At 56.3% G+C, this 15,952-nt stretch carries 11 protein-coding genes; 6 read left to right on the top strand and 5 right to left on the bottom strand.

What is annotated here, in order from left to right; genetic code table 11:
* Nucleotides 1-38 precede the first annotated feature (38 nt).
* On the bottom strand, nucleotides 39-2,876 hold the full coding sequence (glnE, locus tag AC1RKG_RS12175; protein WP_128864542.1) for a bifunctional [glutamate--ammonia ligase]-adenylyl-L-tyrosine phosphorylase/[glutamate--ammonia-ligase] adenylyltransferase: 2,838 nt from the start codon (nucleotides 2,874-2,876) through the stop codon (nucleotides 39-41).
* Nucleotides 2,877-2,921: 45 nt separating this feature from the next.
* Entirely contained in the window at nucleotides 2,922-4,229 is a 1,308-nt protein-coding gene (locus AC1RKG_RS12170) for a CYTH and CHAD domain-containing protein (protein ID WP_493183126.1), read from the bottom strand.
* Nucleotides 4,230-4,509: 280 nt separating this feature from the next.
* On the opposite strand from AC1RKG_RS12170, the gene AC1RKG_RS12165 reads away from it, so the two are divergent.
* Both AC1RKG_RS12165 and AC1RKG_RS12160 read left to right on the top strand, forming a co-directional pair.
* Entirely contained in the window at nucleotides 4,510-5,130 is a 621-nt protein-coding gene (locus tag AC1RKG_RS12165) for a TIGR04211 family SH3 domain-containing protein (RefSeq protein WP_020828715.1), read from the top strand.
* Between the two features lie 123 nt (nucleotides 5,131-5,253).
* Nucleotides 5,254-6,498 carry a multifunctional CCA addition/repair protein gene (locus tag AC1RKG_RS12160; protein ID WP_046372588.1) on the top strand — a complete coding sequence of 415 codons (1,245 nt, stop codon included), beginning with the start codon at nucleotides 5,254-5,256 and terminating at the stop codon, nucleotides 6,496-6,498.
* 39 nt (nucleotides 6,499-6,537) lie between these two features.
* Here the strand turns inward: AC1RKG_RS12160 and bacA are convergent, their stop codons facing one another.
* Together bacA and folB are read right to left on the bottom strand one after the other, a co-directional pair.
* Nucleotides 6,538-7,362, bottom strand: coding sequence for an undecaprenyl-diphosphate phosphatase (bacA, locus tag AC1RKG_RS12155; protein ID WP_004948342.1), 825 nt, complete (start codon nucleotides 7,360-7,362; stop codon nucleotides 6,538-6,540).
* A gap of 131 nt (nucleotides 7,363-7,493) precedes the next feature.
* Complete coding sequence (gene folB, locus AC1RKG_RS12150) at nucleotides 7,494-7,853, bottom strand: bifunctional dihydroneopterin aldolase/7,8-dihydroneopterin epimerase (protein ID WP_006320572.1); 360 nt, start codon at nucleotides 7,851-7,853, stop codon at nucleotides 7,494-7,496.
* Between the two features lie 107 nt (nucleotides 7,854-7,960).
* Here folB and plsY point away from each other — a divergent pair, with 107 nt between their 5' ends.
* From plsY to AC1RKG_RS12130, 4 genes are all read left to right on the top strand, one after another.
* On the top strand, nucleotides 7,961-8,599 hold the full coding sequence (plsY, locus tag AC1RKG_RS12145; RefSeq protein ID WP_046372586.1) for a glycerol-3-phosphate 1-O-acyltransferase PlsY: 639 nt from the start codon (nucleotides 7,961-7,963) through the stop codon (nucleotides 8,597-8,599).
* Between the two features lie 252 nt (nucleotides 8,600-8,851).
* A complete protein-coding gene (gene fhuA / locus AC1RKG_RS12140) occupies nucleotides 8,852-11,047 on the top strand; it encodes a ferrichrome porin FhuA (protein WP_128864541.1) in 2,196 nt (731 codons plus the stop codon).
* Between the two features lie 141 nt (nucleotides 11,048-11,188).
* Entirely contained in the window at nucleotides 11,189-12,985 is a 1,797-nt protein-coding gene (locus tag AC1RKG_RS12135) for an ABC transporter ATP-binding protein (protein WP_115060537.1), read from the top strand.
* A complete protein-coding gene (locus tag AC1RKG_RS12130) occupies nucleotides 12,979-14,721 on the top strand; it encodes an ABC transporter ATP-binding protein (protein ID WP_493183124.1) in 1,743 nt (580 codons plus the stop codon). The genes AC1RKG_RS12135 and AC1RKG_RS12130 overlap by 7 nt, the downstream gene beginning before the upstream one ends.
* A gap of 62 nt (nucleotides 14,722-14,783) precedes the next feature.
* Here AC1RKG_RS12130 and tsaD read toward each other — a convergent pair whose 3' ends face one another.
* Nucleotides 14,784-15,797, bottom strand: a complete 1,014-nt coding sequence (gene tsaD / locus AC1RKG_RS12125; protein WP_020828723.1) for a tRNA (adenosine(37)-N6)-threonylcarbamoyltransferase complex transferase subunit TsaD — start codon at nucleotides 15,795-15,797, stop codon at nucleotides 14,784-14,786.
* Nucleotides 15,798-15,952: the final 155 nt, after the last annotated feature.

Here is a 15,952-nt window from a genome sequence, read left to right as displayed (position 1 = left end):
CTGTAATAGCTGCAAAACGTATTGCGCAACCGGCCTGCCTAACCCAGCCACTTCGCCCAACTGGTGCGAACCTGTTCACGCTCGGCGGCAAATTGCCCCTTGGCGACCTTGCCGGAATGCTCCTGCAACGCCAGGTGGTGAATTTCATCGCGCATGGTGACGTAGGCCTGAGTGAGCGCCTGCGCCTCTTCTTCCGGCATGATGCCGTAATTGGCCATCAACTCGAAAATGCGTACGTTATCAGACCAACGCGTCAGACGGGGCTCGGTGCTTGCATAGCCTAAGACCAGATACTGGGCAATAAATTCGATATCGGTGATACCACCCTCGTCGGCTTTGATATCAAAGAGTTCACGCTGCTTGTTGCCGAGGTGATTGCGCATTTTCTCGCGCATCTCGCGTACCTCCAGCCGCAGCGTTTCGCCGTCGCGTGGTTTGCACAAGATCTCACGGCGGATCGCGTCAAACTGCTGATGCAGCGCCGGATCGCCATGGACGATACGCGCCCGCACCAGTGCCTGGTGCTCCCAGGTCCAGGCCTCGTTCTGCTGATAATCGGCAAAGGCTTCGACCGTGCTGACCAACATGCCTGCTGCGCCCGAGGGCCGCAGGCGAGCGTCCACCTCGTACAAAATGCCGGAGGAGGTGCGGGTACTGAACAGGTGCATGACGCGCTGCGCCAAACGCAGATAAAACTGACGGCCGTCGATGCAGCGATCGCCGTCGGTCATCACGTCCGGTGGACAATCCAGAATAAACACCAGATCAAGATCGGAACTGTAGCCCAGCTCCCAACCGCCCAGTTTTCCGTAGCCAATCACGGCAAAACCGCGCCCTTCCCGTTCCTGCAAATGGGTCGGTTGACCATAGCGAGCAACCATGTCGTTCCACGCTTGCTGCACCACCGCATCGATAATGGCCTCGGCCAGATAGGTGAGGTGATCGCTCACTTTCATCACCGGCAGCGCCCCAGAGATATCCCCGGCTGCGATGCGTAATTGCTGCGCCTGTTTGAATTGACGCAATGCCTCAAGTTTCTGCTCTTCGTCATCTTCCGGTACCCGCAACAGGTATTGGCGCAGTTCGCTGCGGTAAGCATCCGGGGCCACCGGCTGATACAGCGTCGCCGGATCCAGCAGTTCGTCCAGCAACAGCGGATAGCGCGACAGCTGGTTGGCGACCATCGGCGAAGCGGCGCACAGGCGAATCAGATGGCTGAGCGCCGCGTGGTATTCCACCAGCAGCTCAAGGTAGGTGGTGCGCGTTACGATGCTCAACAGCAGCTGGGTCAACCGCAGCAGCGCCGTCGGCGCATCCTGACGCGGACACACTTCCGCCAGCAGACGCGGCATCAATTGATCAAGCACATCGCGACCGCGCGGGCCGATAGTGCGTTTGTCGACGTCGTGACGAAACTCGGCGATGGTACGCAACATCTGCCTGCGCGCTTCTTCATCCAGATGTGGCGTCAACGGCGCCAGTTCGTGTTCTTCCAGTGCGTCCTGCCACAGGCTGTGGTAGTGCTGATAATCGGGATCTTCGCCCACATCGGGACTATCGTCGCCAATCAGGTCGTTAAATACCGCTCTGACCGCCTGCATATGCTCGTCCAGCGCCGCGAGCAGCGTCGACCAGTCGTCGAACCCCATGCCCCAGGCCAAACGGGCCTGATCGAGCTCATCTTGTGGCAGCGTCTGCGTTTGTTGGTCGGCAATGGCCTGCAGCAGGTTTTCCAGCCGGCGCAGGAACAAGTAGCTGGCGCTCATCGCCTGTACCTGCTGCGGCTCCAGCAACCCCAGTTCCCCCACGGCCTGCAGCGTGGGCAGCAGCGATCGCCCCTGCAGCGCCGGCTCTCGCCCGCCGCGGATCAATTGGAATACCTGAGTGATAAATTCAATTTCGCGGATGCCGCCGGCACCCAGCTTGATGTTGTCTTTCAGCCCACGCCGCCGCACTTCGCGGGCAATCATGCCTTTCATATTGCGCAGCGACTGGATCACGCTGAAATCGATATAGCGACGGAAAACGAACGGCCGCAGGGTTTTGCGCAACTCTTCACTGTAGGCGTCTTCCGAACCGCCCATCAGCCGCGCTTTCACCATCGCGTAACGTTCCCAGTCGCGCCCCTGCTCCTGGTAGTAGTCCTCCAGGGCGGCGAAGCTCATGACCAGCGGACCACTGTCGCCGAAGGGCCGCAGCCGCATATCCACACGATAAACAAAGCCGTCGATGGTTTGCTGATCCAGTGCCTTGATCAGCCGCTGCCCCAGACGGGTAAAGAACTGCGCGTTATCCAACTCGCGCCGTCCTCCCTGGGTCTGACCGTTTTCCGGGTAGGCAAAAATCAGGTCTATATCGGACGAGAAGTTCAGCTCGCCGCCGCCCAGTTTCCCCATGCCGAGGATCAGCAACGGCTGGGGTACGCCCTGGGCGTTGCACGGGGTGCCCCACTCACGGCAGCAGGTTTGATACAGCCAGTCGCGAGCGCTGACGATCAGCGTTTCCGCCAGCCCGCTCAGCTGCAACAGCGTCTCTTGCGTGCTGCACAGATTCTGCGCCTGCGCCCAGGCGATCCTCACCAGCGTCTCGCGGCGGAACAGACGTAACGCGCGCATCAGTTGCGCTTCATCGCGCACATCTTCCAACGTGTCTTGCAACCAGGCGGCGTAATGTTGCCACTCGTCCGCGACCGGTGGCTGTTTGCGCAACGTCTCCAGCCATTGCGGCTGACTGAGCAACATGTCGCAGACAAAATCGCTCGACGCCAAAACCCGCTGTTCCTGGCTGCTGAGCACGCAGTCCGCGCCCTGAGTTTCCTGAAAACGCTGCACGATGCTCTGTGCCTGAACCTGTAACCTGCTCGAGAGTGGCAACATAGTGAAGGATCCGTTCTGCGGCCTGCGCCTCGCAGGCCAGCTTTATTAGCGGAGCGCGCCGTTTAACCAGAATGGCGCATGCGATAAGGCCTGCTTGCGGCTGGATTCGTACCAGCCTTGACGACGTTCGGCCAGCGCCTGCTGCAGTTCGCGCCAGCTTTCGATATAAGGACCGGTTTCGTCATCGGGATAAGCACCGGACAGCAGGATAAATGCCGACACCTGACGGGTCAGGCGCGGCAGCTGTTCCTCGTATTCATCCTCGTTCAACGTGCGCGTGAAGGCCTCTTTCAACTCGGCCGCGCTGCGCCCCAGCATAATGTCGCTGAAACGTTTGAATGAACCGTCGAGCTTGGTTTGCGCCTTGGCGTCGATAAAGGGTTTCCAGGCACCGGTCACCAACCATGATGTGAGCGCTAACTTACACTGCAGGTATTCTGCGCTGTAACACAACACCTGCGGTTGAGTGCTCTTATCAATCAACAGCGGCTCCAGTGCGGTCAGGCGGGCGCGCAGATCGGCGCTGGCTTTGCGTGGTACCAGACCACCGAAGATCACCAGTGCCTGACGGATCAGCGCAATCGCCTCCATAACCGAGCGACGGGCCTGGGTATCACCGCGCAGCCACAGCTCTTCGTGATACTGCCAGTGGCTCAGGCCCAATTCGAAGCTGGCAACCATACCCTGCTCTACGCTGGATTTGGCCGCAGGCTTCAATACCGCCAGCGGGCGGCGCTCACGCGGAGCATTGCCCTGCGCCAGATGATAGCCGCGCGCCGCTTTGCTCAGGTTGCCCTGACGCAGGCCGCCGTGCATCGCCAATTCGTTGGCCAGCGCCAGCAGATCGTCGGTATTACCCGTTTTAAGCTCCAGCTCAATCTCGCACAGCGCTTCACTCAGCTCACCGGCGCTGACCTCGCCCTGGTCAAGCCCAACCTCAATCTCGCTCTTACCGTAAGTGACCACCCACTTCTCACGCACGAAGTCGGTGCGGAACAGGGGCTGCAACGCCTGCTGCAGCGCGTCGACATCACAGCCTTGCGGCCAGATATCCGCCGGGAACCGTTCCAACGCCAGCTCCGGCGTGGTGATAGCCACATTATATTCCGGGCGCTGATGCAAACCCGCCACCACCTTGCCGGCGGTTTTGATGGTCATTTCATAACTGTCGTCGAAGCCGCGGATACGCAGCCCCATATCCTGACTGCGCAGGAAATTATCGGCGGTTTCGAAGTAGATATTGGTCAGTTTTTGCGGCGCGGAATGCTGATGAGGCCAGGCAGCCAACCGCTGCGGCAAAGCGGCAACCGCATCCGGGGTAGCAATAAATTTCAGTTCTATTTCAACGGTCATAAGTCTTTTACACCAATAAGTTACGCATTCGCGTCAGCCTTCACGGCGGCGGGCCTCGCCTGCCGCGCTCTGCCCGATGACGCACAGTTGCCGTTATCTTACCGCGATTCCCTGCACCTTAACCCTGCTAACTGCAGAAAAAACCTGTTACGTTATAAAACACTGCGCAACTCACAGAATCTGCCACAGTAAGATAGTTCTCATTCCGGTTTTTGCGTTGCGTCGTCAGACTGAACGCTCTACTATCGTTCCCATAAATTCACACAGAAACGATGAACTAATGCAGAAATTACGCCTAATTTGCCTTGCCGTGCTGAGCTTCAGCATCACTTGGGGCGCCCATGCCGAAGATAAACGCTATATCTCCGATGAATTGAATACTTACGTCCATAGCGGCCCGGGTAATCAGTACCGTATCGTCGGTACCCTGAACGCCGGTGAAGAAGTCACCCTGTTGAGCGTAAATGACAGCACCAACTATGGCCAGATCCGCGATGCGAAAGGCCGCACGACCTGGATCCCACTCAATCAGCTGAGCCAGACGCCAAGCCTGCGCACCCAAGTGCCGGCGCTGGAGCAACAGGTAAAAACCCTGACCGACAAGCTGGCCAACATCGACAATAGCTGGAACCAGCGCACGGCAGAAATGCAGCAGAAAGTGGCCGGCAGCGACAGCACCATCAGCGGTCTGCAGCAGGAAAACCAGGATCTGAAAAATCAGCTGGTGGTCGCACAGAAAAAGGTTAACGCGGTTAATCTGCAGCTCGACGACAAACAGCGTACCATTATCCTGCAGTGGTTCATGTACGGCGGTGGCGTAGCTGGCGTAGGCCTGCTGCTTGGCTTGTTGTTGCCACACCTGATCCCGCGGCGCAAAAGCAACAACCGCTGGATGAACTGATTTCAGTCTCCTTCTGTTTGAGATCGGGCGCCTGCGGGGCGCCCTTTTTATTGGCTGCGGCACCGCCCGGCTAATTGAGGTAATCTGGTCAGCAGAGCCTTAAGATAAATTCAGGAGTTAACAGTGAAGACTTACCTGGTCGGCGGCGCCGTCCGCGACAGCCTGCTTGAGATACCGGTATTCGACCGCGACTGGGTGGTGGTGGGCGCCGCGCCGTCAGAGCTGATCGCGCTGGGATATCAACAGGTCGGTAAAGACTTCCCGGTGTTTCTTAATCCCAAGACCCATGAAGAATATGCGCTGGCGCGCACCGAGCGGAAATCCGGCCAGGGCTATACCGGTTTTACCTGTTACGCCGCGCCGGACGTGACGTTGGAGCAGGATCTGCAGCGCCGGGATCTGACCATCAACGCCATCGCCCGCAGCGCCGACGGGGAGTTAATCGATCCTTTCAACGGCGTGGCCGACCTGCAAGCGCGGGTGTTACGCCATGTATCTGAAGCTTTTGGTGAAGATCCGTTACGCGTGCTGCGCGTGGCGCGCTTTGCCGCCCGCTTCGCTCATCTGGGTTTTACCGTCGCCCCGGAAACCGCGGAGTTGATGCGTCAGATGGCGAACAGCGGCGAACTGGCGGCGCTGACCCCAGAACGGGTCTGGAAAGAAACCGAGAAGGCGCTGCAGAGCCAAAGCCCGCAGGTCTATTTCCAGGTGCTGCGCGACTGCGAGGCGCTCAGCGTACTGTTCCCGGAGATCGATGCTTTATTCGGCGTACCGGCCCCCGCCAAATGGCATCCGGAGATCGATACCGGCATTCACACGCTGATGACGCTGGCTATCGCCGCCCAACTCAGCCCCGAGGTCGACGTACGCTTTTCGGCGCTGTGCCATGATTTGGGTAAAGGGCAGACACCAAAAGAGCTGTGGCCTCACCACCACGGCCATGGGCCTGCCGGTGTTGTGCTGGTCGACGCCTTGTGTCAGCGGTTGCGCGTCCCCAACCCGGTACGCGACCTGGCCAAACTGGTGGCCGAGTATCACGACCTGATCCACACCGTTAACAAGCTGCGCCCGGAGACCCTGTTGAAACTGTTTGATGCGGTCGATGTCTGGCGCAAGCCTCAGCGGCTGGAGCAGATGATCCTCACCAGCGAAGCCGATGCTCGGGGCCGTACCGGATTTGAAAACAATCCCTACCCGCAGGGTGACTATCTGCGCCAGGCGTTTCAGGTGGCGAATGCCGTCTCGGTAAAAGAAGTGGTGGCCAGCGGCCTGCAAGGGCTGGCGATCCGCGATGAGCTCAAACGCCGTCGTCAACAGGCGTTGGCCGACTGGAAACAAACCCAGGATATTCTGAAAGACCAGGCATAAAAAAACCCCGCAGCGCGGGGTTTTTAATTGGCATGCCGCTTACATGAAGACCATGTAAACCACGGCGGCAACGATAAAACGATAGATGGCGAACGGCACAAACGAAATGCGTTTGATCAGCGACAGGAAGGTTTTTATCGCGATCAGCGCTACGACGAAAGCGGTAGCAAAACCGACGGCGAACATCGGTAAATCGCCCATCGTCAGGAAGTGCAGGCTCTTGTACAAGTCCAGCCCGCTGGCACCGATCATCATCGGCACCGCCAGAATGAAGGAGAACTCGGAGGCCGCATAACGGTTCACGCCCACCAGCATACCGCCGGCAATGGTCGAACCTGAACGGGAAAAGCCCGGCCACAGCGCCAGACACTGGAAGCAACCAATCATAAACGCTTGGCGGTAGGTGATGTCATCCAGCCCTTCAGCGCTCGGTTTTTTCGGCTTCAGCCATTCCGCCGCCAGCAACAGGAAACCACCGACCACCAACGCATACATCACGTTTTTCGGTGCGAACAGCGATTTGATGAAATCATGGAGCAACAGTCCCAGCACTACTGCGGGGATCATCGCCAGCAGGATATGGCCCAGTTTCAACCGGCCCGCCGTTTTGCCTTCGTGCTCAACCGGCTTACCGCCGAAATGAATGCCGATCAGCCCGAACAGACGGCGCCAGAACATCACCACCACCGCAAGAATCGACCCCAACTGAATGATCACTTCAAAGGTTTTGGCCTTATCGCCGGTAAAACCCAGCCACTCGCCAACGATGATCATGTGCCCGGTAGAAGATACCGGCAAAAATTCAGTTAACCCTTCAACCACCCCAAGAACAAACGCAATAAACAGTGAATGCATGTCCGCCATGTGCTTCGATCACCCCATAAATTTACGGCTATAAACATAAAAAAGCGGCAGTGCTCAATACATTGCCGCTAAAACAATTCTCAGGTTCAGACCAGGTTAACGGCCTTTAGTTGCACCTGTATGACAGAACATCACACCGGACGGGTACCACGCTCAATAATCACCCCAACCCGGCTGGCATGTGCAACAGCGCCCGGTTTGCTGACCTTAATACGGACCCAGGGGGAATTGAAGCGCTGGAGCAATATTTCAGATATTTCCTCTGCCACCCGCTCCACCAACGCAAAGCGATTTGGCTCCACGTGCTGGATAATGGCTTCACTGATATCGGCATAGCTCAGACAGTCGTTCACGTCGTCGCTGGCAGCTGCCTGGCGGTTATCCCAGCCCATTTCGATATCGAACACCAGCTTCTGGCGAATGTTTTGTTCCCAGTCATAAACGCCAATGGTGGTGATTACGGTAAGTTCTTCTATAAATACGATATCCATCACGTCATTCTCTGTTTTTGGCCTTGCCGGATACCACTTCCAGCGGAATATGCGTATTATCCCTTTATGTTGCGAGTAAAACGACCCTTATTAAACGGAACCGCGTTATGAGTGCTACCGCGCTTGGCATGATTATCTTCGCGTATCTGTGTGGCTCAATTTCCAGTGCGATCCTGGTTTGTCGGATCGCCAGGCTGCCCGATCCGCGTGAACATGGCTCAGGGAATCCAGGGGCTACCAACGTCCTGCGCATCGGCGGTCGCCTGGCGGCGGCGGCGGTGCTGGTTTTCGATATTCTCAAAGGAATGCTGCCGGTCTGGCTGGCATACAAGCTTAATGTCCCGCCGCTGTACCTGGGGCTGACGGCAATTGCCGCCTGCGTTGGGCACATCTATCCGGTGTTCTTCCATTTCCGTGGCGGCAAGGGCGTGGCAACGGCATTTGGTGCCATAGCACCGATAGGCTGGGATCTGACCGGTCTGATGACCGGTACCTGGTTGCTGACCGTGTTGCTCAGCGGTTACTCTTCGCTGGGCGCGATTGTCAGCGCGCTGATTGCCCCCTTCTACGTTTGGTGGTTCAAACCGCAGTTCACCTTCCCGGTAGCCATGCTGTCATGCCTGATCCTGATGCGGCACCACGACAACATTCAGCGCCTTTGGCGTGGGCAGGAAGGAAAAATTTGGGGCAAATTCCGCAAGAAAAAGCCTGAAGCGGTTGAGCAGGAAACCAAAAAAGAAGAGTAATTCATAACGCCAGGGGCAGGTCAGCCTGCCCCGAATTAGCCCGGGTTCTGTTCCCCTCGTTGCCCGTTTTTTTGAGTTATCACTCTATCGTCGTGAATATATTGCGTTTTCCCGCTAGGGTAACGCCTCTGCTGTAATAATATCCCTCTTTCAAAATCGCATGAATTGCCAAATGGCCCCATCGCTAATGATTATCATTAGCGACAATTAAATATTGTCATTCCCTAAAGATGGATCATCAATAAAATGCCTATGAAGACTATTCGGCGCCTGATAATAAAACAGCCTAACCTTTTTATGCTGCTGGCAGGAATATGTACCAGTTCATTGGCTTATGCCGCAGGGGAAAACGAAAGTGTCATTACCGTTTACGGCGAGGGAAATACGGCAGAAGAAGCCATAGGATCCAATGGAACCTATGCCGCCAAACAAAGCGTTACGGCAACAAAAACCAGCACCCCATTAATCAAAACTCCTCAGTCTATTTCCGTTATTACGCAAGAAGAATTACAAACCAAACGCCCAGCCACCATTAAAAATGCGCTCAACTATACGCCGGGTGTAATGACAGGCAACAGCGGCAGTTCGAGCATATTTGATAGCGTCATGATCCGGGGATTCAATAACGTCAGCCAGAATATCTATTTGGACGGTTTGAAATTACAAGGGGATATGTATGCCGACAGCAAAGTGGATCCGTATTTTTTACAGCGGGTAGAAGTTTTGCGCGGTCCGGCCTCGGTGCTGTATGGCAAAAGTAACCCCGGCGGCGTTATTTCCAGCGTCAGCAAGCGTCCACAAAAGCAGCCATTGCATGAATTACAACTGCAGGCCGGCAACCATCACGAATGGAAAACCCAATTCGATTTCAGCGACGCTCTTGATGATGAAGAAGCATTGGCTTACCGCTTAACCGGTAATTATTACGAAGCGCACAGCCAGCAAAAGGGCGAGCGCGAAAAACGCTATGCCATTGCGCCTTCTTTGCTTTGGCAGCCGTCGGATAAAACCTCACTGTTGTTTCAGCTGTCTTTGCAAAACGAACCACGCACCGGTTATTACGGCTGGCTGCCGAGCGAAGGAACTTTGACTTCCGGCGAATTCGGCAAATTGTCTCCTTCGTTTAACGAGGGCGAGCCCAGCTATAACCGTTTCGAACGCCAGCAGCGCACGGTGGGCTATCAGCTTGATCATGCCTTCAACGATACCTGGTCCTTCCATCAGGCCGTCCGCTATCAGCATACCAAGGTCAACTGGCGCAGCATCTATGGCAACGGCCTGTGCAACCCAATGACCTGCATGGGAGTAGCCCCCCAGCAATACGGCACCACCTTGTCCCGCGCAACCATGGTCAGCGACGAGAGATTGAATGGGTTAACCACGGATACCCGGCTGGAAGGGAAATTGAACGCCGGCAGTTGGCGCCACACCCTGTTGATGGGGATCGACTATTCGCAGCTGCGCAACGATCTGCAAAACAAGATGGGCTCTGCCGCGCCGCTCAATCTGGTGAACCCGCAGTATGGCAACCATGATGTGCTTTATTTTGGCGACACCCATACGATTAACAAAAACCACCAGTTAGGCACTTATCTGCAGGATCAAGCCGAATGGCAGAACTGGGTATTCACGCTGGGCGGCCGCTTTGACCACAGCGTCGTAAAAACCCATGAAAGCAGTAATATGACGGGCGCGGAATCCTCATCCAGCATCACGGATAATGAATTCACCTGGCGTGGCGGCGTTAACTATGTTTTCAATAACGGCATCGCACCTTACGTGAGCTATAGCGAGTCATTTGAACCCAATAGCGGCAACAGTTTATCAGGCCAGGCTTTCAAACCTTCCCGAGGGAAGCAATATGAAGCCGGGATTAAATTCATCCCTGATAACGCACCGGTTTCTGCCTCTATCGCCGCATTCCAACTGACCAAAGACAATAATTTACGCCGTGATGCCATTAACCCTTATTACAATGTGCAGGAAGGCAAAATCCGCTCTCGCGGGATTGAAATTGAAGGTAAGGCCGCACTCACTTATAACCTTAATTTAATCGCAAGCTATACCTATACCCATGCAGAGTTCCGCGATAACTCCGGTAATAATGGTCATACTCCAGCCATGGTGCCTAAACATATGGCTAATTTGTGGACCGATTACACCTTTAATCAAGGCTGGCTAAATGGGCTGAGCCTCGGCGGTGGTGCACGTTATGTGTCAAGCACCCCGGGTGACGATGGGAATAATTTCAAAGTCCCGAGCTATACGGTTTTTGATACCGCCATAAAATATCAACTGGATGATATCCCCGGACTGGAAAACGCAGAAATTGCTTTAAACGTAAATAATCTTTTTGATAAGCACTATGTTTCCTCTTGCTTTACCAACAATACCTGTTCATGGGGTGCGGAACGGCAAATCCTCACCACATTAACATTGCATTGGTAATAACAAATATTACAGTCCTATTCTTCCGAAATTATATTGAGCTACATGTCGTGCTTTAATTATGGCGTTTAATTTTCGCCACTCTATTTCTTGGCCAATCTTGGCCAAGAATCCTTATTTATATTCCTCAGGGGAGTTATTATGAGTAGTCATCAAACGGGGGCCGGTAAGCCTGGTCCGATCGGGCGACTGCTGCGGCCTATACGTGGGAGCCTTATTGTCGCCGGGGTACTGGCAGCTATCGGCACAATATTCACGCTGGTGCCGTTGGCGGGCATTGCCCATATTGCCGTCATTGTTTTGGGTCATCAGGAACAAACAGGAGCCGCTACTCCGTTGCTGGCGGCGGGTGGGATTGGCGACAGCGTCGTCGTCTGCCTGGTCAGCTTGTTTGTCGGCTTAATCATTGTCACCCTGGCCGAAGTGCTCGCACACCTGGCGGATAACCGCATTACCCATGGCCTGCGCATTACGGCGGCCCGGCGTCTGGCACAGGTGCCCTTGGGGTGGTTTAGCGACCGTGCCTCAGGCGAAGTGAAACAGGCGATGCAGGACGATATTGGCACTCTGCACGATCTCACCGCCCACTTTTTCACCACGCTGGGACGCACAATCGGCGCGATGCTGATCTCGGTTATCTACATGTTCGTCATGGACTGGCGGATGGCGATCGTCTCGATCATTCCTTTCTTCCTGTTCTTCTTCATTTTCGGCAGGGCTCAGAAAGCCGGAGCGCCCCATATGGGCGAGTTTGTTAAGGGATTAGGCCGTATCAATAATGCCGTAGCCGAATTCGTTAACGGTATCCCGGTGATCAAGACCTTCAGCGGCGGCGGCAAAGCGCACAGCAGCTACCGTAAAGCGATCGCCTCCTTTACCCAGATATTCACCCGTACCATGAGCCCGGTGATCAAGACCATCGCGCTGGCGAATGCCATCGTTGCTCCGGTGACCGTATTGGGGGTGGTGTTGGTTTTCGGTACCTTGTTTGTGGCACTGGGCTGGCTTGAACCGCTTAACGTCTTGCCGTTCGCCCTGGTCGCACCGGGTATTTCCGCCCCGCTGCTGCTAATGGGCTTTATTACCCACGGCCTGCGTAATGCCACAGGGGCGGCGGAGCGCATACAATCGCTGCTGGACACGCCGATCCTCACACAGCCGGAAGTGCAGCCAATGCTGAAAGACGCGGAGATCCGTTTCGAACAAACCGGTTATTCCTACAATAGTGACAGTCACGTGCTGGCAGACATCAACCTCAGCCTGAAACCCGGCAGCGTAACCGCCATCGTCGGCCCATCAGGCGCGGGTAAATCCACCCTGGCGCGCTTGCTGTTGCGCTTCTTCGATCCGACGCAGGGGCGCATCACGCTTGGCGGAGTCGATCTGCGCGAAATGAGCTCGACCCAGCTTTACCAACACATTGGTTTCGTGTTGCAGGAAGTGAAGCTGATCCACGCCAGCCTGCGAGAAAATATTGCGTTGGGTCGCCCCAATGCCAGCATGCAAGAAATCGAAGCCGCCGCCAGGGCTGCCAATATTCACGATCATATCCTGAGCTTGCCACGGGGCTACGACTCGGTGGTCGGGGAGGATGCAAAACTCTCCGGGGGTGAACAGCAGCGCGTAAGCATTGCGCGCGCCGTACTGTTGAACCCTCCGATTTTGGTACTGGATGAAGCCACCGCCGCCGCTGATGCGGAGAACGAATACCTGATTCAGGAAGCCCTTTCCAACTTTGCCAAAAATCGCACGTTACTGGTGATTGCCCATCGGTTAGACACCATTATGCACGCCGATCATATCGTTGTGCTTGAGGACGGCACGATCCGCGAACAAGGCAACCATGCCGAGTTGTTGGCCGGCCAAGGCCGCTATGCTCGCCTCTGGGCTGCGGGGGGTTACGAAAACATGACGAAACAGGCGGATCAACCATGTTAAAAACATTTATGCAGTTGCTCGGCAACGATGCTCCCATATTCCGTCGTTATATCGGCATGGCCGCGCTTTACGGTGTGTGTTGCGGCCTGACGGTCACCACCTTGGTGCCTATAGTCGGCTATCTGCTGCAAGGTGAAGTCTACACGGCTGCCGGTTGGCTGATAGCGCTTTTCGCCGGCGTACTTTTGAGCTGGCTGTTGCGCAGGCGCGTCGATTTCGCCGGCATGAACGTAGGTTCATCGCTGTTACTGACCGCCCGTCAACGCATTGGCGACCATGTGGCTACCTTGCCTATCGGCTGGTTCACTCCTGATAATACGGCGCGACTCAGTCATGTGGTTTCTCAGGGGATGATGGATGTGGCGCAACTCCCGGCGCACCTTTTTACACCGATCGTCAGCGGTGTCGTCACGCCGCTGGTGCTGGTGATAGCGCTCTGCACCCTGCAGTGGCAAATGGGGTTACTGGCGCTGGCGGCCCTCCCCCTGATTGCCGGTATTTTCCTGCTCTCAGCGCGGCTCGGTACCCAGGCTGACGAAGCCTTCCATCAGGCATCCGCCCACACCAGCCAACGTATGGTGGAGTTTGCTCAGGCACAGTCCGTACTGCGCGCCTTCAATGGCGAAGGCGGCGGGACCCGTTTCCTCGAACAGGCCATCGATCGGCAGTATCAGTCAGGCAAGCGGCTTATTTATATCTCCACGGCCTCTGTGGTGCTCAACTCCTGGGTAGTGCAACTGGTGTTTGCCACCCTCTTGGTCACCGGAGCCACGCTGCTGAGCCATTATCAGGGGAACCTGCCGGCTATCGGTAGCGCCGTGGGGACGGTGATCGCCCTGATGCTGGTTAGCCGCTTTATCGACCCGTTGCTGGACGTTGCCAGTTATGGCGAAGCCCTGCGAAACGCCCGCGGCCAGTTAAATGCCGTCAGCGAAATTTTAGCCATTACCCCCTTGCCCGAACCTCAACAGGCGCAACGGCCACATGACGGCTCGCTGGAGCTGCGCGATGTTTCGTTCAGCTATTCGCCAGAACAGGCTGCCGTACTGCACGGGGTCAGCTTTAAGGTGGAACCCGGCACCATGACCGCACTGGTTGGCGCATCCGGCTCGGGTAAAACCAGCCTGGTCCGTTTGATTGCGCGTTTCTTTGACGTCACCGGCGGGGCTGTGATGATTGGCGGAGCCGACGTACGCCAGATCCCTAACGAACAATTGACGGATCAGATCAGCCAGATTTTCCAAAATACCTACCTGTTCCAAGGCAGCATTGGCGAAAACATCCGTCTGGGTAAGCCGACGGCCAGCGACGAGGAAGTGTTGATGGCCATCGAACAGGCCGGGGCGGCGGAAATCATCGAACGGCTGCCCCAGGGGCTGGATACCCCGGTAGGGGAAGGCGGCGCACGGCTTTCCGGCGGCGAGCGCCAGCGTATTTCTATCGCCCGCGCGCTGATTAAAGACGCCCCTGTTCTGCTGGTTGATGAAGCGACTGCGGCACTGGATCCCGAGAATCAAGCGATCATCGCCGACACCCTGGCACGGCTGCGCGGCAAGAAGACGTTGATTGTCATTGCGCACCAGCTGTCGACGGTAGCGATGGCCGATCAAATTCTGGTACTGCAAGACGGCGAAATTGCTGAACGCGGCACCCATACCCAGCTTGAAGCCCTGGGGGGACGCTACGCGCATTTCCTGACTCAGCGGCACAGAACCAAAGGTTGGCGTATTGCCTGACTGAAAACTGAAAAGGCTCCCACTGGGAGCCTTTTTTTTGGCTACGGCAAGAGCCGACCTAATCAGACGGCAGGCAGCTCAGCCAATGGCCAGCGCGGCCGTACCGAAACGCTCAGCTCCGGATTAGCGCCGCTTTTCAGCCGCACCATGCCTGCGTAAGCGATCATCGCACCGTTATCGGTGCAAAACTCCGGTCGGGCGTAAAACACTTCACCGCCGCGCTTATGCATCATTTCTGCCAGCTTGGTTCGCAGCGTACGGTTGGCGCTGACGCCACCGGCCATCACCAGGCGCTTAAAGCCGGTTTGTTCCAGCGCGCGCTTGCATTTGATCGCCAGCGTATCCACCACCGCATCTTCAAACGCCCGGGCTATGTCAGCACGCGTCTGATCGTCATTGCCGTTGGAGCGAATGGTATTGGCGGCAAAGGTCTTCAGCCCGGAGAAGCTGAAATCCAGCCCTGGCCTGTCGGTCATCGGGCGTGGGAAGGTGAAACGCCCCGCCGTGCCCTGTTGCGCCATCTTCGACAGCATCGGCCCGCCAGGGTAGTCCAGCCCAAGCAGCTTGGCGGTTTTGTCGAAAGCTTCACCGGCCGCATCGTCGACCGATTCGCCCAGCAGTTCATATTCGCCGATACCGGTCACGCTGATCAGCTGCGTATGCCCGCCAGACACCAGCAGCGCGACAAACGGAAACGCCGGCGGGTTATCTTCCAGCATCGGCGCCAGCAGGTGGCCTTCCATATGATGCACCGGCACCGCCGGCACATTCCAGGCAAACGCCAGTGCGCGGCCAATGGTGGCTCCGACCAGCAGCGCCCCCACCAGGCCCGGCCCGGCGGTGTAGGCAACGCCGTCGATATCCGCCGCGGTCAGGTTCGCTTCCTTCAATGCCGCCTGAATCAACGGCACGGTTTTGCGCACGTGATCGCGGGAGGCCAGCTCCGGCACCACGCCGCCGTAGTCGGCATGCAGTTTCACCTGGCTGTACAATTGGTTGGCTAATAAACCGGCCTGATCGTCATACACTGCAATTCCGGTTTCATCGCAGGAGGTTTCTATGCCCAGTACTCGCATTACATTTCCCATCATTCACGTGCGGCCGCCAGTTTAGCACAATCGGGCCTGTTTACCGCCAGCGTGGCGCACGCTTGTCACCATTATTGGGCTATGTTGATGATTACAGCCACAAATGCCGATTTGATTAAAAACGAGCATTTTTTTCTGATTAG

This window comes from Serratia sp. GW822-FHT06D09, assembly GCF_058799515.1.
Note: the sequence above shows the minus strand (reverse complement) of the source record. Positions and strands in the feature narration are given on the sequence as shown.